The following is a 20,199-nucleotide window of genomic DNA, read 5'->3' on the forward strand; positions in this document are numbered from 1 at the left end:
TTCGGTCATCGTTGACCTGCGCTCCGTATGTTGAATGAAACGCAAGTAGCTCGCAGAGGTTGCGCGCAACTTTCAGCAGGATTTGCGGTTGATAGGAGCCTTCCAGCTATGCGAGAGAAATAGAATCGAGCTGCGAACCCTCGCATCGCCATCAGTTGCTGTCACGTCGCTATCGCTTGAAGGTGTAACGAATGCCGCCCTGCACAAGGCGTGGCGCAGCCAGCGTTAGGATCGGGGTGCGGCCTGCGTCGATGGAGCGATTGAGCAGGTTCTGCGCACCGGCGAAGAGGCTGAACCCGTGCGTGAGCGAGCGATCCGCCGAGACATCGAAGCGCGCATAGGGATGCAGAAGGTACTGGTTCGACGAATCGTCGAAGGCCTGGCCCGTGTAGCTCACGATGGCATGGAAGCTCGCGACGTGCGGCGCGCTGTAGTTGGCTGTAGCTGTCGCCATCTCGCGCGGCACTTCGGGGATCCAGTTGCCCTTGAGGTTGGCTTGCACGGTGGAACTGGTATTGAAGGCTGTCACCGTTGCGACGGCGAGTTGATAGCCGAAGCTTGCATCGAGGCCGCGCCAGCGTGCGCTTTGCGCTTCGAGCATGATGCCTCGGCTGCGGATCTGCCCGAGGTTCTGGCGTTGCAGCGTCTGTGTCGTGGCTGTCTGCGAGAGCAACACTGCGGAGATGGGACGGTTGGCCTCGGTCCAGAAGTAGGTCGCGCGCAGATGGCCGATGCGCCGATCAAGCTCGATGCCACCTTCGGCTCCCGTCGCGCGTTCCGCGTGCAGGGAAGGGTTAGCGAGTGTGGTCTGCTGACCCACCTGGCCGGTGCGGTAAAGCTCGTTCATCGTGGGCCCGCGAAAGGCACGGAAGGCCGTTGCCGTCAGCGCGAGTCCGCGCGGCCACGCATGCGATTGAGGTTGAAAGACCAAGCCCAGTCGCGGGCTAGCGACCAGCTCGCTGACGTCGGGCAGGGGAACGATTGTGCTCGAGGTGGAGACCGCCTGCCGGGCATCGTAGGTGTGGAAGCTGTCCACACGTACTGAGCCCGAAAGCGACCACGTGCGCGGCGTCCAGATGGCATCGACGAAGCCCCCGGTCTCACGTTGACGAGCGCTGATGCTGGTCGTGGCGGTGGCGAATATCTTGGATACGGCCGCCTCGTTATCGGTCGCGCGCACGTCGTCGATGTCGAAGCCGACCGCTGCGGTGAGCTGATGCGGCATCGCACGCGCAGCCTGCGCGACGAGGCCGGCCTGATCGAGTGGCACACGCTGCAGCTTGGTCAACGTCTCGGAGTTGCGATCGGTGGCGATCGACGAGAAGCTCTGGCGATAGGCTTCGCGGGCGCCGTAGAGCCTCAGCAATGCAGTGGACTTTCCTGCAGCGTAGTCGGCGCCGGCGGTGTAGCGCCACAAGCGCGTGCCGTTGGTCTGGAGCGGCGTGCCATTGCTGCGAGCTTCGTTCAATACGTTGCCGCGCAGGAAGGCCGAGGCCTTCTGCTGCAACGCAAAGCCTCGCAGCCCCACGCGACCGGCTTCGCTGGTCACGTTGGAGGGAATGTCCACGAGGCCTCGCAATGACGGTGCTGTCGGGATGTAGCCGCCCGTGGTGAGGAAGCTCTCCGCGCCAAGGAAGGCAACGCGCTTCGATGTGGTGGAGAGCAGGGCATCCTGATTGGCGGAGTTCTCGCTCGCGCCTGCTGCGTCGGCGGAGAAGAGCAGGCTTTCGCCATGGCGTGTGCCCGGCTCAACGGGCACAACGTTGACCACGCCGCCGATGGCGCTGGAGCCGTAGAGATCGCTGGCTCCGCCTCGTTCCAGCTGCACGCGATCGATGGCGAGCGCGGGGATCTCGTCCCAGTGAATCCAGCCGCCGAAGGGATCGTTGAGCGGCACCTCATCGCTGACGACGAGCGTGCGGCTGGCGGCGGTTGAGCCGAGGCCGCGCAGGCTCACGCCTTCGGTCGTCGGATTGGCGGTCCAGGAGCCGGTGCGGCGATAGAGGGTGAAGCCTGCGACCTGGTGCAGCGCATCGTCGAGTGAAAGGCCGGGTTGCTGCTGCATCTGCTCGGCGCTGAGGGTGGTGGTGCTGGTCGCGGAGTCGTTGATGCCCGCGAGGCCGCGGTCGGCGGTGACTGTCACGGAGTCCTGCGCTGTGGGCCTGGTGCTTGCGGGTGTGGGTGTGCTCTGCGCGCGTGCGGCCATCGCGCCACTCATGCAGAGGGCGGCCCAAAGGTGGCGGCGTGCGAGGTGCTTCATGCTTTCAGGCTCTCACGGGTGGTGGGTGCGCGGACGTAGCGGTACGGTGACAGGGACGTGGCCAAGAAGGACGTGGGCAAAGAATGAGGCTGCTGCATCGGTAGACGCAGCAGCCCTGACGCAAGACGAAGGTGATCGTGAAGCTTAGCTGGCCTTGCGTGCGGCTTCGATGGCCGCGCCGACGCGCAGCATGGTGGCCTCGTCGAAGTGCTTGCCGAGGACCTGCACGCCGATGGGGAGGTTATCGCGGGTGTAGCCGCAGGGCACGCTCATGCCGCAGATGCCGGCGAGCGATGCAGCGACGGAGAAGATGTCTTCGAGGTACATCTGCACGGGGTCATCGGTTTTCTCGCCGAACTTGAACGGCGGCGACGGCGTGACCGGGCAGACGATGGCATCGACCTTGTGGAAGGCCGCGAGGAAGTCCTGCGTGAGCAGAGCACGTACCTGCTGCGCCTTACGGTAGTAGGCGTCGTAGTAGCCCGCCGAGAGCACGTAGGTGCCAAGCAGGATGCGGCGCTTGACCTCGGGACCGAAGCCTTCTTCGCGCGAGTTCTTGTACATCGCGGAGAGCGTCTCGGAGTGTGCGGAGCGGTGACCGAAGCGCACGCCATCGAAGCGCGAGAGGTTGGCGCTGGCTTCGGCGGTCGCGATCACGTAGTAGGTCGGCACAGCGTATTTGGTATGCGGCAGGGAGATCTTGACCAGCTCGCAACCCTGCTCGCGCAAGGCGTCAAGGCTCTTCTCGATGGCGGCGCGGATATCGTCATTCAGGCCCTCGCCGAAGTACTCCTCGGGGATACCGATGCGGAGGCCGCTGACGGGTTTGGCCAGCTCGGCGGTGTAGCTCTGCGGCGCTGTGGTCGAGCTGGTCGCGTCCAGCGGATCAGGGCCAGCGAGCACCTCGAGCATCGTTGCCGCATCGGCGACGTTCTTCGTGAACGGACCGATGCGGTCGAGCGAAGAGGCGAAGGCGATGAGGCCGAAGCGCGAGACGCGGCCATAGGTGGGCAGCACGCCGACGACGTCGCAGAAGGCCGCAGGCTGGCGGATGGAGCCGCCGGTGTCGGTGCCCAGCGAGGCCACGCAAAGGCCAGCAGCGACCGATGCCGCCGAGCCGCCCGAGCTCCCGCCCGGAACGTGACCGGGAGCCTTGGGATTCATCACGGGGCCATAGGCCGAGTTCTCGTTGGAACTGCCCATCGCGAACTCATCGCAGTTGAGCTTGCCGAGCACGATGGCGCCAGCGGCTTCGAGCTTCAGCACGGCGGTCGCATCATAGGGCGGCTTGTAGCCTTCGAGAATCTTTGAACCGGCGGTGGTCACCGTGCCGCGGGTGGCGAGCACATCCTTGATGCCGACGGGCACGCCAGCAAGCGGACCGAGCTGGCCGCCAGCCTTCACGGCAGCGTCGATCTTCTCCGCCTGCGCGAGGGCGCGCTCCTGGGTCAGCGCGAGGTAGCTGTGCACGTGCGTGTCGATGGTGGCGATGCGCTCGTAGTGCTCCATCGTCAGCGCGGCGGCGGAGGTGCGGCCTTCCACGACGGCGGCGCGGGCCTCAGCCAGCGTGAGTGTCTCCAGATTCAGTGCGTTCGACATCAGGGTTCGTCTGTCCTTCGAGGGGAATTGTCCCTCCGGGGCTGAAGCCCCTTCGTTCCTGTGCTTTGACGGACGGGTTGAAGCCCATCCCCAACAAAACGTTGTGCTCGATTCTCGCGGGCTTCTTAACGCTCAATGACCTTGGGGACCTTGAAGAAGCGGCCATCGGTCTCGGGAGCAGCGGCCATCACGGCGGCCCGGTCCACGGAGGGCCGCACCACATCGGGACGCAGCGTGTTGCCTGCACCGTCCGGCGTGAGGCCCAGCATCTCGCCCACCTGGGCCATGGGAGCGACGGCAGCGGTATCCAGCTGGTTGAGCTCGGCGATGTAGTTCAGGATCGAGTTCAGGTCGCGAACCATGCGCGGCAGCTCCTGGTCGGTGAGCTCCAGGTTGGCGAGGTTGGCGACGTGGCGGACGTCCTGTTCGGACACGCCCGCGGTCTGGTTCTCCGCAGTGTGGGTGTCAGCCATGCGTACTCCGTTCGAAGTGGTTATCGCGCTGGGCGGCGAGCGCGTTCTGCCGCGCGGCCCTGCTCTTCGAAGTGTATCCCGTTCAACGGGACGCGAGCGATGCGGGCGAGGTTCTGGCGCAGAGAAGACCGCATATCGAGGAACTCGCGCATCCACTCCGCGCCTTCGACCCGGATGTGCACCGTGCGCTCGGCGTCGAGTTCGACGATCTCTCCATGGCGGGCGAGGGAAGCTCCGCAGGCGACAGGCCACGCGGTGGCCAGCCGGTCGAGCTCGCTGAGCGCATCGAGGCTCAGGCCGAGGCTCTCTCGCAGAACGTCGCGCATGCGCTGCATGTTGTCCTCCGGTGGGCCGGTGCAGGACGAGCGATTAGCGTCATCGCAACGCCTCTGGGGTAGGCCGAGCTCAGTCTCTCATGCGTTATCGTGAACAACATGGAGATCGTGGAGACCCCCCTTCGGGACGTAAAGCTGGTTCGGCCACGCATGCATGGCGACGACCGTGGATGGTTCACCGAGGTATTCAACGCGGAGCGTTTTGCGGCCGTTGGACTGCCTGCCGAGTTTGCGCAGGACAACCAGTCGTTCTCGCGCCGGGGTGTGCTGCGTGGGCTGCACTACCAGCTCGGTCAGCCGCAGGGGAAGCTCGTGCGCGTGCTCAGCGGGCATATCTGGGATGTCGCCGTGGATGTGCGTCGCGACTCGCCGCAGTTCGGCCAGTGGGCAGGCTTCGACCTGCGACCGCTGAATGAAGCTGGGCAGCTGGAGCTGCTGTGGATCCCCGAAGGCTACGCGCACGGCTTCGTGGTGGTGTCGGAGACAGCCGAGGTTCTTTACAAGACCACGCGCGGGTACTATCCCGCGGGTGAGCGGTCGATCCTTTGGGACGATCCTCAGCTGGCGATCGCGTGGCCGCTGGATAAGCTGGGCGGCGCCGCGCCGGACCTCAGCGCGAAGGACCTCAAGGGCTCGCCCTTCGCGACAGCTGAGGTCTACTGACGTCCGGGCTTACTGCGCGGGCGTGTTCGCGATCAGCCACTGCTCCACTTCGGCGAGCTTATCCACGGGAATGTAGCTGCCGCTGCAGGGGCCGGTCTCGGTGCCGGCGATGAGGAACGCCTGGCGCAGGCCACCGTTGTTGGCTGCGCCGATGTCCGTGCAGCGGTCGCCGATCATCACGGACTGCGAGAGATCGAGGGCGTGCTCGCGTGCGCCACGGAGCAACATGCCGGGCGAGGGCTTGCGGTCCTCGTGCTCGCGACGATAGCGCTCGTCGCCGTGGCCCGGATGGAAGGGGCAGTAGTAGTACGCCGTCAGCGGGACCTCGCGGGCGGCGAACTCGGCGACCATCCAGTCCATGAGCGTCTCAACGTCTTCCGCGGTGAAGTGCCCGCGCGCTACGCCGGACTGGTTCGTGACCACGACCATCTTGTAGCCGAGCCGTGTCGCGGTGGTCGCGAGCGAGAAGATGCCCTCGATCCACTTGACGTCCTCGATCTTGTAGAGGAAGTTGGTGTCGACGTTGATGACGCCGTCGCGGTCGAGAAAGAGGGCAGGACTTAGCGTGGTTTCTTCAGGCACACGCCAAGTTTACAAGCTTTGCACTGTGCCCTACTTCGTGGGCACGAGCCTCGTGCCCACGGCTTGGTACAGGTCATCGACGTCGTAGTGCTTCAGGACGCCGGGGAGGATGTCCTCGGGCGCGTCCCTGGGCATGGGATCGGCGATGAGATCGCGGTAGTTAATGATCTCGCCGAGGACGAGAACGGACTTGAGTCGCGTATCGAGCACGGCCGCGTGGAGCAGCACGAGGGCGTAGTGGCCGGAGGCTTCGGCTGCAAGCCGCGGGGTGTGGGCTGGCTGCGAGTGCTGGGTTGTCAACGTTGCGAGGTAGTTTGCCGCGACGATGGTGTCGTCGACGCGGAGACCAATGAGCGTGCGGCCAGTGAGTTCGGCACGCAGCTCCGTGAGATAGAACTCTCCCAGAACGCCAGCCTTGGATTCTTCATTGCCTTGCGGTGATGGACGCGGCTGCATCGCGAGAACCACGCCTCCCTCCTTGCTCTGTTTGAGGACTTTCTCTCGTAGCGACGGCGTGGGCTCGCCGGTCTTGTCGAACTCGTTGGTCAGGAGCAGCTTTCCATACTTCGGCTGTGACAACGCGCTGCTTCCCAGCAAAGCGTGGAAGTTGCTGCCTCCGGGATACGTGAAGGTCAATTCCAGCAGGCCGGGCGCGATGTCCTTGCCGGCGATCGAAACTGTGGCGGAGGGAGACAGCGTGCAGCTGCCCTCAAGACCTTCCAGATGGCAGCTGCCGGGGATCGCCATCGCATGCGTCACGCTGCGCACCGCCTGCTGCATCGCGAGAAGTCCCTTCGGATGTGGCGTGACGACCTTCTCCGCGCGGGCTCGATTCAGCGTGAAGACGGTGGCTGCGTCGGGATAGGACGTCGCGACCTGTCCGGTCGGCGTCACTTGCGTGAGCTTGGGATCGGGTGGTGTGGGCTTCAACACCGGAAGAACGGTGGTGAAGGGATCGGTGATTGGAGGAAGGTTCTTCGCGTAGGCCGCGTCGGGATGAAGGTGTGCGGTGAAGAAGGCGAGGATCTGCGGAAGGATGGGCCGCAGGTTGCCATGGTGGCCGGGGCCTTTGATCCAGGTCAGGTTCGTGTCCGCGCCCAGATGAGCGTAGAACTTCTGCGCCTCGGCTTCGCTGGTGGTCGCTCCGGCGAAGGGGAACATGTCTTCCGTGGTCGAGATGATGGCGTAGGGACGGGGTGCTGCAACCTCGACCCAGTCCGGCAGGTCGAGACCGCTGGCGATGAAGTTGGGGATGGACTGCTCGGCGTCCTGGGGGCCGAGGGAGGGTAGCAGGGCGTCGAAGCTGGTGATGTAGCAGGCCACGCCGATGGCCGCGACGCGTGTGTCCAGCGCGCCCAGCAGTGCTGTGTCGGTGCCGCCGCCGGAGCAGCCGAAGGCTCCGATGCGCTTGCTGTCGACCTCAGGTAGCGAGGTGAGATAGTCGACGGCGCGCATGCCGTCCCACAGCATGTATTGCGCGATGGCGTTGCCGAGGAGGGTGGGTTGCAGGCCCGCTTCGCCGTGCTCGCCCGTGGGCGCCTTCGCCAGCGTTTTGCCTTCGTGCTGCGGATCGGGATACTGCAGGCGCTCGCCCTGGCCGAAGGGGTCCCAGCTGAGGACAACGAAGCCTGCGCGGGCGAAGGCTTCGGCGAAGGCGACGTCCCCGGCCTTGCCGCTGGGAGCGTGCCCGGGCGCCATGACGATGGCTGGGAACTTCGTGGTCATGTCGCTGCCGTTGGGGCGGTCGGGCACGTAGAGCAGCGCCGTCACGTAGAACTTCGGCTGAGATTCATAGAGCACGCGATCGACGCGGAAGCCCTCCAACTGCGTGGAGCCGGTGACCTGCGCGTTGAGCGGCGTGCGCCCAGGCAGCGGTCCGAGGAGTCGAAGCATGGTCGCGCGCACCTCGTGCTGGCGTGCTTCGGCGTCGGCGTTGCTCGCGATGGCAGCAACCTTGGCGCGGCGGGCAGCGGTCTCCTTCGCGGCGAGGGCGTTCAGCTCCTTGTTCAGCGACTCGCGGCCGGGGCTGGGGACAGGCTTTGCCGTCTGCCCGTGGAGGGCGTGCGTCAGAAGCAGGGGCATCAACAGGAGGGAGGCGAATCGGGCGCGCGGCGAAAACCTGTCTGACATGGTGCCCACTTGATACATCCGGAGATAGACCCCTGGCAAGGGCGTTCACGCGAACGCCACACTGACAGGACGCGCGAACGCTATCATGGCAGGTGGAGGTCCGCCGCAATGTCGAGAACTGAATCCACGATGGTCGAGCTAGGCACCATCGCTCCGCCGTTTGAGCTGCCCGATGTGGTCAGCGGCAAGGCGCTGGGCCGCGACGACATCTTTGCCGGACGGAAGGGCCTGCTGCTGGCCTTTGTCTGCGTGCATTGTCCCTATGTAAAGCATGTGGAAGAGGAGCTGGCGCGCATCGGCAAGGATTACTTCCAGGGCGGCAATGGGCCCATCGCGATGGCGGCGATCTCCTCGAACGACATCGTGCAGTATCCGGAGGATGGCCCCGATCAGATGTGCGAGCAGGCGTCGCGGCTGGGCTGGGAGTTTCCATATCTCTTCGACGAGACGCAGGAGGTGGCGCGTGAGTATGAAGCTGCCTGCACCCCGGACTTCTTCGTCTTCAACGCCGATTTGAAGCTGGTCTATCGCGGCCAGCTGGACGACTCTCGCCCGCGCCGCAAGGACTTTGGCAACGACATCCCGGTGACAGGCAAAGACCTCCGCGCGGCGCTGGATGCGGTGGTAGCGGGCAAGCTTCCCGACGCTCATCAGGTGAGCAGCATTGGTTGCAACATCAAGTGGAAAGAGTAGAAGCGAGCTTCTAGCTTCTAGCCTAGCTTTTCGCCTCTAGCTGAGCGCTGGGGCATACAGTTTCTAAGGAATGAACGCAGGCACTATGGATGAGACGCTTGAGCAGTTGAAGGAAGGTGTGCGCCGCTTTCGCACCCAGATTTATCCCGAACGCGCGGAGCAGTTTGCGCAGGCCGGAAGCGAGCCGCAGCGGCCGCATACGCTGTTCATCGCTTGCGCCGACTCGCGCGTGGACCCCAACCTGATCACCAGCACGACGACGGGCGAGGTCTTTGTGACGCGCAACATCGGCAACATGGTGCCGGCGTATGGCGAGATGCTGGGTGGTGTGAGCGCGGTGGTGGAGTTTGCGGTGACGGGGCTGAAGGTGCGCCACATCGTGATCTGCGGCCACTCCGACTGCGGCGCGATGAAGGCGTTGCTTGCGCCTGACAACAGCGGCAAGCTGCCGGCTGTGACGAACTGGCTGACGAACGCTCACGCAGCGCTGACCGTTGCCGAGACCGTGAACGAGCGGGATGTGGCTCAGGGGAGCGACAAGCCGTTGATCCTGGAGCTGACGGAGCAGAATGTGCTGCTGCAGATGCGGCACCTCAAGACGCATCCCTCGGTCGCGGGCGCCATGGCGCTGGGTGAGCTGACGGTGAGCGGATGGATCTACAACATCGGAACCGGCGAGGTGCGTGTGGCCGAGGACGGCGAGCGCACGTTCACCCTCATCGATCCGGCGCCGGAAGACGGCGTCTGAAATCCGGGGTGGCGCGCATTGACTTCGGGCGGCCCGGGCATCTACCCTTACAGGAGATGATCGTTCGGCTGCACCATCACGGACTCCACCATCACCATGCGAAGCGTGTGGCGGCGGTTCTGTCCGGACAAGAGAAGTAGTCGAAGCTCACCGGAAATGGACCAGGCCCGCTGCCGCGACACCGCGAGCGGGCTTTTTGCTGCGCGGTGACGGGGCTTCCCCGCAGCACACCGGACGGTCGCGAAGAGCACACCGGGCCGGCAGATCAACGAATTAACGAAGGATTGGCACCAGGAACTTCAGCAGGACATCCAGCAAGGAAACCATGGCAGACCAGCAGACGCAGCCCACGAACTCCACCACACCCAGCCCCCTCATCGACTTCGCCAAGACCGGCGGCCTCGTCGCCGGCATTGTGCAGGACGCCGCCACCGGCCAGGTGCTCATGCTCGGCTTCCTCAACGAGGAGAGCTACCAGCACACCCTTCGCAACGGCTTCGTCACCTTCTGGTCACGCAGCCGGAGCAAGCTGTGGATGAAGGGCGAGACCAGCGGCAATCGCCTGCGGGTCGTGGAGATGGCCACCGATTGCGATAACGATGCTCTGCTCTTCAAGGTCGTCGTCGAAGGCGATGGCCTGGTGTGCCACGAAGGCACGGTGAGCTGCTTCACCAAGCCGATCCCTTTCGAGAAGGCCTAGGTTCTCCGTTGTCGGTTCTCCGTTCTCCGAGCCGACGACCCTGAACAAACGGAGAACGGACAACTGAGAACGAACAACTGGGAACGGATAACGGACAACATCATGGCCAACAAGCTGAAGCTGGGAATCCCGAAGGGCAGTCTGCAGGACGCAACGCTGGCGCTGTTTGCACGCGCTGGCTGGAACATCTACGCGAGCGGCCGGAGCTACTTTCCGACGATCGACGACACCGAGATTGAGTGCATGCTGGTGCGCGCGCAGGAGATGGCCCGCTATGTGGAGCATGGTGCGCTCGACGCTGGGCTTACGGGCAATGACTGGGTGCTCGAGAACCTTGCGGACGTGGAGCGCGTCACGTCGCTGACCTACTCCAAGCAGAGCAACACCCGCGTGAAGTGGGTGCTCGCGGTGCCTGAGGACTCGCCCTTCCAGAAGCCCGAAGATCTCGAGGGCAAGACCATCGCGACGGAGCTGGTGGAGTACACCAAGCGCTACTTCGCTGAGAAGAAGATCAACGTAAAGGTGGAGTTCAGCTGGGGTGCGACCGAAGTAAAGCCGCCAACGCTGGCCGATGCCATCGTTGAGGTGACCGAGACCGGAAGCTCGTTGCGCGCGAATCGCCTGCGCATCATCGAGACCCTGATGGAGTCCGAGACTCAGCTGATCGCGAACAAGACCAGCTGGGCCGACGACTGGAAGCGCGAGAAGATCGAGACGCTGAGCCTGATGCTGAACGGAGCGATGGCAGCGCAAAGCCAGGTGGGTCTGATGCTCAACGTGGAGAAGTCGAACCTCGACGCCGTGCTGGCCGTGCTGCCGGCGCTGAACTCGCCCACGGTGAACCAGCTGCATGATTCGAACTGGGTGGCGGTGAATACGATCCTGGAGCAGTCGACGGTGCGGGATGTGATTCCGCAGCTGAAGGCGGCGGGCGGCACGGGGATTGTGGAGTATCCGTTGTCGAAGGTTGTGTTGTAGGGAGGAAACGTGAGGCGACGGCGACTGCAGGCGAAGGCTCGTGTACTCGCGCGAGCGGGAATCGATGGATCATTGGGCCCTGCCGAACTTTGCTTGTCTCTGTCGCCTTACACGTCTTGGGTTCCAGAGTATTTCTCCGAAGAGGAGAAGATTCTGATCAAGGCCATCAACAGTGAGACGGATGATCTTCCTGTGGGTCGCCTCGCTGAAAATTGGCACCCGGATTTTCTGCCTGCGAGACTGGAACAGTTGGCTCGTTTTGAAACTCAGATTGCACCTCAAGTTCGATCGATGTGCGAGCAGATTCTTGTACGAGCGGGAGCGGCATCGGGGAAGCACATCGACGATGCAGCTTAGGAGAGAACAACGATGAAGAGTCCTTTGATCATTGCCCTGATCGTCGTCCTGGCCGTCGGTATCTTCGCCGCCGTGCGCTACTTCCTGGAGCGCGCACGGCAGAAGAAGATCGATGCCACGGGCACGGTCGTTTATGCCACGCTCGTCTCGTCGGAGCCGGTGAAGGTCTTCGGCAAACTGCAGGCGGACTTCGTGAAGATCAACATGCGCGTGCAGGAACCGGGCACCACCGAGTCGCGCGACGTATCGATGAGCACCCGCGTGCCTGCCAATCAGCGGCTTGAGGTTGGCATGCGCATCCCCGTGGTGCTCGATCCCAAGAACCCCAAGCGCGTTTACCCCGCCAGCGAAGCTTCGGCCAAGCGGGTCGTAATGACCGGTTCGCGTGATGAGCGCCGCATGATGCAGCAGCAGCTTCGCTCGCCGGGCCGCGCTCCGCGCCAGCAACAGACCGGGTACATTCCGCCCAACATGGGCCGTCGCCGCTAAATCTTCTGTTTGACCCCGAGGACACCCAACCAACGATGAAGATCCTGAAGACATATGGCGAGACCGCTAACGCTGCTGAGAACGCCATTCGCCAGATAGAGCGCCGCGGCGCCACCAACACCGCCAAGGTTGACGACGTCGTCCATGAGATTCTCGACGCCGTTCGCTCGCGTGGTGATGCTGCACTGCGCGAGTACGCCGAACGCTTCGATGCCCTCGCACCGGGGCAGTCTCTGCGCGTGACGCGTGAGGAGATGCAGGCCGCCTGGGAGTCACTGGGCGAAGAGCTTAAGGCTGCCATGCGCATGGCGCAGGCCAACATCCGCATCTTCGCGGAGAAGCAGCTGCCGCGTGCCTTCAGCTTCCGCCCGAGCGAGGGCATGGAGGTTGGTCAGGTCATTCGGCCGCTGGTCAGTGTGGGGTGCTACGTTCCTGGTGGACGGTACCCGCTGCCTTCGACGCTGCTGATGACCACCACGCCAGCGCAGGTCGCTGGTGTGGAGCGGATCGTCGTCTGCTCGCCGAAGCCCGCGCAGGAGACGCTCGCGGCCGCACACCTCGTCGGTGTCACGGAGTTCTATCGCATTGGCGGCGCACAGGCCATTGCAGCGCTGGCGTACGGGACTGAGAGCATCGAGTCCGTGGACAAGATCGTCGGTCCGGGCAACATCTATGTGACTGCGGCCAAGTCGATCGTGAGCCTTGAGTGCGGCATCGATATGCCGGCTGGGCCGACGGAGATCGTCGTCACCACAGAGCACGGTGATCCCGATGGCGTCGCAGCCGATCTCGTCGCGCAGGCCGAGCATGATCCCGAGGCACTCGCGGTCCTCATCACTCCGAACGAAGAGCTTGCCGAGGCCGTGGTCCTTGAAGTGAAGCGCCAGGTCCAGGGCAATGCCATTGCAGAGCAGTCGATTGCAGCGCAGGGCTATGCCTTCGTGACGCAGAGCCCTGATGAAGCTCGTGAGCTTACGAATCGTCTCGCGCCAGAGCACCTCACGGTCGATAGCGGCGCGGACCTGCGTTGGGTAAAGAACGCCGGTTCGGTCTTCGTTGGAAATCACACGCCGCAGTCCATGGGCGATTACATCAGCGGGCCGAATCATGTGCTGCCCACGGGCCGCAATGGCCGCGTGCGCGGTGGGCTCAGCGTGCTGGATTTCATCAAGGTCATCACCGTGCAGCAGTACACGCTGGACGCGTTGCGTGTCGTTGGGCCGCACGCAATCACGCTCGCCGAAGCCGAAGGCCTCAAGGGCCATGCGGACAGTGTTCGCGTCCGCATGCGCTAGGTTATTGCACCGTTTTCACTCGCTGGAAGGATCACCATGGCTCTCACCGCCGAAGACGTAATGCTGGTGCAGCCGCGGGCCCGCGTGCTCGCGATGCCCGAGTATCACCCGCCGCTCGCTGGCCGCGATGCCCTGCGGCTGGACTTCAACGAGAACACCTCTGCGCCGAGTCCGCGTGTCTTCGCGAAGCTTCAGCAGCTCAGCGCGGAAGGGCTCACGATCTATCCCGAGCGCACGCCGGTGGAGCGCATCGTCGCGGCACACTTTGGCCTCGCGAGCGAGCAGGTGCTGCTCACCAACGGCGTCGATGAAGCGATTCATCTCATCGCGTGCACCTTTCTTGATGAGGGTGACGAGGCGCTGGTGTGGGTGCCAAGCTTCTTCATGTACGACGTCTCGATCAGCCTAATGACGCCGGGCCTCAAGCGTGTGCAGAGCGATGACTCGCTGGCCTTCCCACGCGAGCGCTTTCTTGCAGGCATCACGCCGAAGACCAAGCTCATCATCGTGGCTTCGCCGAACAATCCGACGGGTGCGACGGTCGCTCGCGAAGACCTGCTGGCCATCGCCGCCGCCGCGCCGCATGCGGTGTTGATGGTGGACGAGGCGTACTTCCACTTCCACGGCGAGACGATGCTTGACGAAGTGAACTGCATCCCCAACCTGCTGGTCACGCGTACGTTTTCGAAGGCGTATGGCCTCGCGAACCTTCGCGTGGGCATGGTCGTTGGCGATGCGCGGCTGCTTGGCTTCCTGCGCAAGGCGAGCTCGCCGTACAACGTGAACGGTGTGGCGCTGGCGGTGCTGCCTGAAGCGATTGCGGATGAGGACTACCTCAACTGGTACGTTGCGCAGATGCGCGCAGGGCGTGAGCGGGCTTTTGCGGAGCTTGCGAAGCTGGGCGTCCCTACGTGGCCTTCGGCCGCGAACTTCGTGCTGATGGATATCGGCCCGAAGCATAAGCAACTGGTAGAAGCGATGCGCGAGCGTGGCGTGCTGCTGCGCGATCGTTCCTCCGATCCGGGCTGCGATGGCTATGTGCGACTCACCATCGGTCTCGAAGATCAGATGACGCAGGGCCTCGCAGCGTTGAAGGATTCGCTTGATGCCATCGGCTGGACGCCTGCCGAGGCGCGGCATGCACGCGGGACCTCGAGCGAAGGGCATGAGTATGAGTATGAGTAAGGGCGTCAGCTCCGCGCAGCGCAAGGGGCTGCTCATCATTGGCAGCGTTGTAGCCATGAGTGGCGTTGCGGCGTCGCTGGGGCAGAAGTTCCCCTTAGTGGTGTGGCTCTACGGGGCCTATCTGCTCTGCGCGTTCGGTTATGTGGTCGTGCAGCTGGTCAAGGTCAAGCGGTTGCAGAAGCGCCGCAAGAGCCTGTCCGCCGCGACAGGCAGGGGAGGAAGAGCATGAGCGAGATCGTAAGTGAGCTGGGCGTGACGCCCGTCGCTGTTGAGGCCGAACGCATCGGCACCGTGAACCGTAAGACGCTGGAGACGGACATTGCGCTGCGGCTGAACGTGGATGGCATGGGCACGTACAAGGTGTCGACGGGTATCCGCTTCTTCGACCACATGCTGGAGAGCTTTGCCAAGCATGGCGGCTTCGACCTGGAGCTGAAGTGCATCGGGGACCTCGACGTCGACCAGCACCACACCGTCGAGGATGTGGGCATCGCGCTGGGGGAAGCCTTCGCCGAAGCTCTCGGCGACAAGCGCGGCATCCTGCGGGCGGGATACTTTGTGATGACGATGGATGAGACGCTGGCTGTCGCTGCTGTCGATCTCTCGGGTCGCGTGGCTTGTGTGGTGGATGATCAGTTGACCGCGCCGGTGGTTGGTGACCTTGTCACCGAGCTGGTGCCGGACTTCTTCGATGGGTTCGCTCGTGGAGCGAAGTGCAACGTGCACGTGAAGACGATGTATGGGCGTAACAACCATCACAAGATTGAAGCGATCTTCAAGGCGTTTGCGCGAGCGATGCGGGGAGCTTGCTCGAAGGATGAGCGCATGCGGGAGCTGCTGCCGAGCACGAAGGGGTTGCTGTGAGCCTCGCTCCACTGCGGCGCATCTACCTCGCCTCTGCCGCGACAGTTTGCGCGTTGGCTGCGATCGGGGTTTGCTTTTCTCATCCCAGGCCGCCCATGGATCTTGGAGCGTGGACTCTCATGGGCATCGTCCTGCTCTGCGCGATGACTGCGTCGGTTCTCCTGCATCCGCTGCGTGCGAACAAAGGTGTCCGTCTTTACGAGGCGGTGACGCTCACCATTGCCGCTGTTGCTGTGATTATGACTGCCGGCGCCAGGATCATGGCCTGGGCCATCTATCACTGATATGGCGGCTCTGATTGCTAAAGTTCGAGGGGTTGATTGATGACCGTTGAGTTGTCGAAAGAGAATCGCGCGGAAGCGATTGCGTCGATGCAGCAGTACTTCGAGCGCAACCTGCCGGAGCCGATCGGTGAGTTGCCTGCCGGGTTGCTGTTGGATTTCTTCCTCACTGAGGTTGGGCCGCTGCTCTACAACCAGGGGGTGCGCGATGCCGCAACGCGGATGACGCAACGTATCGAAGACCTTGAAGGTGAGCTGAATGAGGACGCCTTCACGTACTGGGTGAAGCAGAAGAGCAAGCGGCGATAGGCGGGCGCAAGGGACTTCATGATCGCAGTCATTGACTACAAAGCGGGCAATCTTACCAGCGTCGTGAAGGCGCTGAAGTTTCTCGGTGCGGACGACATCGTCGTGACGCAGAAGCCGGATGATGTGTTGCGGGCGGACAAGGTGGTGCTCCCGGGCGTGGGGCACTTTCAGGCGACGCAGCTGTTGGAAGACCTTGCGCTGACGCAAGCGGTGCGCGAGATCGCGGCCAAGGGCACGCCATTCCTGGGCATCTGCGTTGGATTGCAGTGGCTGTATGAAGGGTCGACCGAAGCTCCGAATACGTTAGGACTTGGCCACTTTGCAGGGCAGTGCGAGCGCTTTCCCGCAGCGTATGAGGGCGCGGAGCTGAAGTCGCCGCACGTGGGCTGGAACTCGCTGGAGGATGTGCGCGCGGACTCGCGGCTGTTGAAGGACGTCACGCCGGGAAGCTTTGTGTACTACACGCATTCGTGGCGTGCGCCGCTAGGTGCGGACACCGCAGCTTCGACGATGTATGGCGGTGCCTTTACCGGTGCGGTCGAGCGCGACAACGTGATGGGTGTGCAGTTCCATCCGGAGAAGTCAGCGGAGACCGGGCTGAAGGTGCTGAAGAACTTTCTGGAGCTGTAGGACATGCTTACTAAACGAATCATCGCCTGCCTGGACGTACGCGGAGGCCGCGTTGTCAAAGGTATCCAGTTCGTCGACATCATTGACGCCGGCGATCCGGCGGAGCTGGCCCATCGTCATGCGGCTGCCGGAGCCGACGAGATCGTGCTGCTCGACATTACTGCGACTCATGAAGGTCGCGGCACGCTGCTGGAAACGGTGAAGCGCACCGCCTCGCAGCTCTTTGTGCCGTTCACTGTCGGCGGAGGCATTCGTTCGGCGGAAGAGGCTGCCGCGGTGTTCGATGCGGGCGCGGATAAGGTCTCCATCAACTCCTCTGCAGTCTCGCGGCCCGAGCTGATCGGCGAGATTGGTTCGAGCTTCGGAGCGCAGGCGGTGATCGTCGCGATCGATGCGCGGCGTGCGGCTGGCAGTGCTGATCCCGTGCGCGAAGCCGAGGTCTACGTGAGTGGTGGCCGCAAGCCGACGGGGCTGCGTGTCGTCGACTGGGCGATTGAAGCCGAGGCGCGTGGCGCGGGTGAGATTCTGCTGACCTCGATGGACTCCGACGGCATGCGCAACGGCTTCGATTGCGAGTTGACGCGAGCGGTGAGCGAGGCGGTGCAGATCCCGGTCATCGCTTCGGGCGGTGCTGGCTCGGCGGCTCACTTTGCAGAGGTCTTTCTTGCAGGCAAGGCTGACGCAGCGCTGGCTGCGAGCATCTTCCACTTCGGTGTAACGGACTCCCGCGTGCTCAAGGCGGAGGTCGCGCGTGCGGGCGTGCCGATGCGTTTGCCCTGTTAGCCCTGTAAGTCGTGTTGCCGGATAGAGTTCGAAGCGCAAGTGACGCGGATGCCGCAATTTGCGACGCTTCGTCCCCGGCGCGGCGGAGCTTGTTGTCTGCGAGTACACCACGCAACACTCCTTGATCTACGTCGATAGGTACCTCCGTCTGGTTACCAGGAGGTCAGTGTGCGTGCAAAGTCGTTGATCGTGATTGCCGTGATTCAGGTCGCGGCGGCTTTGGGTACGAGCTTCCTTCCAGCGCAACCAGCACAGGGCACAAAGCCTCAGCCAACGGCCGTGCAGACGATCTGCGCGAGGGTGCAGGACCCTTCCACCACTGCGCTGCGTCTGGTGGTCGAACAGGGACAGCTGCGCAGGGCCATGCCTGGCGTACCCTGGACGCTGCTGCTGGCTCTTCTCACCGTGCCGTGCAATATCGTGGTCTGGCAGGCCCTCTGGCGTGTCCTTGCCGGTGATGGTCTGAGTTCCAGCGAATCCGAGGACTGGTCCTCGCGCACGCTGCAGCGAACGATGGTGATTCCTCAGACCGGCAGCGTCAACGGCAGCTGGACCTTTCCATCGTCGATGACCACGCACCGTCGCTAGCGAGTCGCGATGCTCGCGACCTGTCTGCTGCGACAATAGAAGCATGCTCATTCCTTCCATTGATCTGATGGGCGGCCGCATTGTGCAGCTCGTCCAGGGCGAGACCCTGAAGCTGGCGTTTGATGACTTCGAATACTGGATCGAACGCTTCTCGAAGTATCCGCTGGTGCAGTTAATTGACCTCGATGCCGCGATGCGGCAGGGCTCGAACGCCGAGCTCGTTGCGATGATCTGCAAGCGGCTTCCATGTCAGGTGGGCGGCGGTCTGCGCTCGGCCGAAGACGGCAAGCGGCTGCTGGACCTGGGTGCGAAGCGCGTGATCTACGGGTCATCGTTGTTTGGAACCTCGGAAGACGGCGAAGCACGCCGCCACAAGCTCATCAGACTGGAGTTCGCCGAGGGCCTGAAGAAGGTGCTTGGCGAAGACGCGTTGTGCTTCTCCGTGGATACGAAGAAGGGCCAGGTGGCGGTGAAGGGCTGGAAGGACTCGGTCGCGCTCACACCGGAAGAGGCCGTGACGTGGCTGGAGGACTCCTGCTCGGCGTTCCTTTACACCCACGTGGACACCGAAGGCACGATGAGCGGTTTCCCGATTGACGTGGCTGCGATTCTCAGGTCGACGACGGCGAAGCAGCTGATCGTAGCCGGGGGAATCAAAGAGCAGCGCGAGATCGACGAGCTGGACGCCATGGGCGTGGACGCCGTCGCGGGCATGGCGGTCTACTCGGGAGCGATGGACGCGTAAGCCACGCAGGCTGCACGAATTTTCATTGAAGCGTTTCGAGCCACGGGCCGATAAGTGGCCCGTGGGGCACCCGTGCTGCGGAAGATGCCCCGGCTTGCGCCCAAGGCGCGAGAACGAGGTGGGATTCCAGTGAACGTGGGCAACGAGTACGGGTTGATCGAAGAGCCGCGAGGCATGGTGGAGCGGTTCTTCTCGGGCGACAGTCTATTGTGGACCCAGGCCGCCATCGCCGTCATTGCGGCGGCAGGCGTGCTGATTCTCGCAATCATCGTGCAGACGATCTTCTTCTAGGCCTGGATGGCGGAATCGATTCCTACTGGTTCCCGGTAGGGTCGTCGCCACCCGGCACAGCGTAGTACCCCTTGCGGGCCTGGATCTTCAGTCCCTTGCCGCAGTCCATCTCGATCTTGCGGAACTTGCCGTCGGCGGTCTTGTTGGTGGGCGTGTAGCTGGCGATGTACTGCGAGCGGAGTTCATCCTGGATCTGGTCGAAGGCGTCGTCAAGCTTGCGGCCGTTGTTGCCGACGTTGATCACGCGGCCTCCGGTCTGCTCCGCAATCTGGCTCATCGCTCCCGAGCCCATGTAGATCTCGCCGTACGACGCGTACATGGCGCGGTCGGCGATGAGGATGGGGTAGACGATGACGTTGGCCTTTTGCGCGGCCTCGATGGCGTCCTTGATGCGGTACTGCGAGCCCTGGTCCTGACCGTCGGTGAGCACGATGATGACCTTGCGGCCGGCCTGGGTCTGGAGCTTCTCCGTGGAGGCCAGGTGGATGGCGTCGTAGAGCAGGGTGCCGCGCGGGTTCGAGGTGGGGAACGGTCCGCCGCCGATGCCGGGGACGCCTGCCGAGCTGGAAGCCTCGTTGATGGAAGCCTTGTTGATGGCTCGGGTGAGCTCGCGGGGCGAGTTGGTGAAGTCGGCGAGCTCATCGACGTTCACGTCGAAGGAGATGAGGAAGGCCTCGTCCTTGGGGGTGATGACCTCGCGGAGGAAGCGTGAGCCGGCGTCCTGTTCGAGGGGAAGGACGTGCTCCTGGGAGCCGGAGGTGTCGAGGAGGATGCCGATGGTGAGCGGGAGATTCTTCTCGAGCGTGAGGCGCTTGATGGTCTGCGGGGTCTTGTCCTCGGCGATCTGGCAGGAGTCCTTGCTCAGGCTGGTAACGAACCCACCCTTGTCGCGGACGGAGAAGTACACGTCGACGAGGTTGACGTTGACCTTGAGGGTCTGGCCGTCGTGAAGGATCGGGCCTTCATCGGAGGGCGCCGCGGCCGTCGAGGGCGGCGGCGGAGCGTCCACGGAGGGAGCGCACTGCCCGTGCAGCGCTGCCGGCGTCAGCAGCAGGCCCGCGGCGAGGCTCAGCGAGGCCATCGCTGGCAGGATGGTAGAGGGCGTCGAGAATGCAGAAGGCAGCAGGGAGACGGGGAATCGGCGAGTAGGCTGAAGCGGCATGGGGTCTCTCGCCCTATTAGACGGGTTGGCGGGCTGTTTTGGCGACACAATCGGCATCC

At 63.5% G+C, this 20,199-nt stretch carries 24 protein-coding genes; 17 read left to right on the forward strand and 7 right to left on the reverse strand.

Features of this window, described 5'->3' with window-relative positions; genetic code table 11:
• Positions 1-169: 169 nt before the first annotated feature.
• The 4 genes from C4S68_RS07490 to C4S68_RS07505 form a co-directional block, all read right to left on the reverse strand.
• On the reverse strand, positions 170-2,260 hold the full coding sequence (locus C4S68_RS07490; RefSeq protein ID WP_103932436.1) for a TonB-dependent receptor: 2,091 nt from the start codon (positions 2,258-2,260) through the stop codon (positions 170-172).
• Between the two features lie 144 nt (positions 2,261-2,404).
• Positions 2,405-3,859: an Asp-tRNA(Asn)/Glu-tRNA(Gln) amidotransferase subunit GatA gene (gene gatA / locus C4S68_RS07495; protein WP_103932437.1), complete on the reverse strand. Its 1,455-nt coding sequence runs from the start codon at positions 3,857-3,859 to the stop codon at positions 2,405-2,407.
• Between the two features lie 125 nt (positions 3,860-3,984).
• Entirely contained in the window at positions 3,985-4,332 is a 348-nt protein-coding gene (gene gatC, locus C4S68_RS07500) for an Asp-tRNA(Asn)/Glu-tRNA(Gln) amidotransferase subunit GatC (RefSeq protein ID WP_103932438.1), read from the reverse strand.
• 20 nt (positions 4,333-4,352) lie between these two features.
• Positions 4,353-4,667 carry a DciA family protein gene (locus C4S68_RS07505; RefSeq protein WP_103932439.1) on the reverse strand — a complete coding sequence of 105 codons (315 nt, stop codon included), beginning with the start codon at positions 4,665-4,667 and terminating at the stop codon, positions 4,353-4,355.
• A 99-nt stretch (positions 4,668-4,766) separates the two neighbouring features.
• On the opposite strand from C4S68_RS07505, the gene rfbC reads away from it, so the two are divergent.
• Complete coding sequence (gene rfbC / locus C4S68_RS07510) at positions 4,767-5,330, forward strand: dTDP-4-dehydrorhamnose 3,5-epimerase (RefSeq protein WP_103932440.1); 564 nt, start codon at positions 4,767-4,769, stop codon at positions 5,328-5,330.
• 9 nt (positions 5,331-5,339) lie between these two features.
• Here the strand turns inward: rfbC and C4S68_RS07515 are convergent, their stop codons facing one another.
• Positions 5,340-5,912 carry a D-glycero-alpha-D-manno-heptose-1,7-bisphosphate 7-phosphatase gene (locus tag C4S68_RS07515; RefSeq protein ID WP_103932441.1) on the reverse strand — a complete coding sequence of 191 codons (573 nt, stop codon included), beginning with the start codon at positions 5,910-5,912 and terminating at the stop codon, positions 5,340-5,342.
• Between the two features lie 30 nt (positions 5,913-5,942).
• Positions 5,943-8,042 (reverse strand): alpha/beta hydrolase family protein, encoded by a 2,100-nt coding sequence (locus tag C4S68_RS07520; protein WP_103932442.1) that lies wholly within the window; start codon positions 8,040-8,042, stop codon positions 5,943-5,945.
• A 108-nt stretch (positions 8,043-8,150) separates the two neighbouring features.
• Here C4S68_RS07520 and C4S68_RS07525 point away from each other — a divergent pair, with 108 nt between their 5' ends.
• The 16 genes from C4S68_RS07525 to C4S68_RS23145 all read left to right on the forward strand — a co-directional run bounded on the left by C4S68_RS07525 (position 8,151) and on the right by C4S68_RS23145 (position 18,978).
• On the forward strand, positions 8,151-8,735 hold the full coding sequence (locus tag C4S68_RS07525; protein ID WP_103932443.1) for a thioredoxin family protein: 585 nt from the start codon (positions 8,151-8,153) through the stop codon (positions 8,733-8,735).
• Positions 8,736-8,805: 70 nt separating this feature from the next.
• A complete protein-coding gene (locus C4S68_RS07530; RefSeq protein ID WP_103932444.1) occupies positions 8,806-9,483 on the forward strand; it encodes a carbonic anhydrase in 678 nt (225 codons plus the stop codon).
• A gap of 325 nt (positions 9,484-9,808) precedes the next feature.
• Positions 9,809-10,183: a phosphoribosyl-AMP cyclohydrolase gene (hisI, locus tag C4S68_RS07535; RefSeq protein WP_103932445.1), complete on the forward strand. Its 375-nt coding sequence runs from the start codon at positions 9,809-9,811 to the stop codon at positions 10,181-10,183.
• Positions 10,184-10,285: 102 nt separating this feature from the next.
• Positions 10,286-11,161, forward strand: coding sequence for an ATP phosphoribosyltransferase (gene hisG, locus C4S68_RS07540; RefSeq protein WP_103932446.1), 876 nt, complete (start codon positions 10,286-10,288; stop codon positions 11,159-11,161).
• Between the two features lie 369 nt (positions 11,162-11,530).
• Entirely contained in the window at positions 11,531-12,007 is a 477-nt protein-coding gene (locus C4S68_RS07550; RefSeq protein ID WP_103932448.1) for a hypothetical protein, read from the forward strand.
• A 35-nt stretch (positions 12,008-12,042) separates the two neighbouring features.
• Positions 12,043-13,302: a histidinol dehydrogenase gene (gene hisD, locus C4S68_RS07555; protein ID WP_103932449.1), complete on the forward strand. Its 1,260-nt coding sequence runs from the start codon at positions 12,043-12,045 to the stop codon at positions 13,300-13,302.
• A gap of 36 nt (positions 13,303-13,338) precedes the next feature.
• The gene (locus C4S68_RS07560; protein ID WP_103932450.1) at positions 13,339-14,487 is read left to right on the forward strand and encodes a pyridoxal phosphate-dependent aminotransferase; all 1,149 of its coding nucleotides are present in this window, start codon (positions 13,339-13,341) and stop codon (positions 14,485-14,487) included.
• Entirely contained in the window at positions 14,480-14,716 is a 237-nt protein-coding gene (locus C4S68_RS07565) for a hypothetical protein (protein WP_103932451.1), read from the forward strand. The genes C4S68_RS07560 and C4S68_RS07565 overlap by 8 nt, the downstream gene beginning before the upstream one ends.
• Complete coding sequence (hisB, locus tag C4S68_RS07570) at positions 14,713-15,351, forward strand: imidazoleglycerol-phosphate dehydratase HisB (protein ID WP_103932452.1); 639 nt, start codon at positions 14,713-14,715, stop codon at positions 15,349-15,351. Before C4S68_RS07565 ends, hisB begins: the two co-directional genes overlap by 4 nt.
• A complete protein-coding gene (locus tag C4S68_RS22900; protein ID WP_146072066.1) occupies positions 15,348-15,635 on the forward strand; it encodes a hypothetical protein in 288 nt (95 codons plus the stop codon). The genes hisB and C4S68_RS22900 overlap by 4 nt, the downstream gene beginning before the upstream one ends.
• A gap of 51 nt (positions 15,636-15,686) precedes the next feature.
• Positions 15,687-15,941: a DUF2164 domain-containing protein gene (locus C4S68_RS07575; protein ID WP_235011442.1), complete on the forward strand. Its 255-nt coding sequence runs from the start codon at positions 15,687-15,689 to the stop codon at positions 15,939-15,941.
• Positions 15,942-15,959: 18 nt separating this feature from the next.
• A complete protein-coding gene (gene hisH, locus C4S68_RS07580; RefSeq protein ID WP_103932454.1) occupies positions 15,960-16,571 on the forward strand; it encodes an imidazole glycerol phosphate synthase subunit HisH in 612 nt (203 codons plus the stop codon).
• Between the two features lie 3 nt (positions 16,572-16,574).
• On the forward strand, positions 16,575-17,354 hold the full coding sequence (gene hisF / locus C4S68_RS07585) for an imidazole glycerol phosphate synthase subunit HisF (protein ID WP_103932455.1): 780 nt from the start codon (positions 16,575-16,577) through the stop codon (positions 17,352-17,354).
• A 168-nt stretch (positions 17,355-17,522) separates the two neighbouring features.
• Positions 17,523-17,942, forward strand: a complete 420-nt coding sequence (locus C4S68_RS07590; protein ID WP_103932456.1) for a hypothetical protein — start codon at positions 17,523-17,525, stop codon at positions 17,940-17,942.
• Between the two features lie 43 nt (positions 17,943-17,985).
• Positions 17,986-18,687: a 1-(5-phosphoribosyl)-5-[(5-phosphoribosylamino)methylideneamino]imidazole-4-carboxamide isomerase gene (locus C4S68_RS07595; RefSeq protein ID WP_103932457.1), complete on the forward strand. Its 702-nt coding sequence runs from the start codon at positions 17,986-17,988 to the stop codon at positions 18,685-18,687.
• A gap of 129 nt (positions 18,688-18,816) precedes the next feature.
• Positions 18,817-18,978, forward strand: a complete 162-nt coding sequence (locus tag C4S68_RS23145; RefSeq protein WP_160115051.1) for a hypothetical protein — start codon at positions 18,817-18,819, stop codon at positions 18,976-18,978.
• 22 nt (positions 18,979-19,000) lie between these two features.
• Here the strand turns inward: C4S68_RS23145 and C4S68_RS07600 are convergent, their stop codons facing one another.
• The gene (locus C4S68_RS07600) at positions 19,001-20,140 is read right to left on the reverse strand and encodes a VWA domain-containing protein (RefSeq protein WP_235011443.1); all 1,140 of its coding nucleotides are present in this window, start codon (positions 20,138-20,140) and stop codon (positions 19,001-19,003) included.
• Positions 20,141-20,199 lie beyond the last annotated feature (59 nt).

Source organism: Bryocella elongata (assembly GCF_900108185.1).
GTDB classification, from domain to species: domain Bacteria; phylum Acidobacteriota; class Terriglobia; order Terriglobales; family Acidobacteriaceae; genus Granulicella; species Granulicella elongata.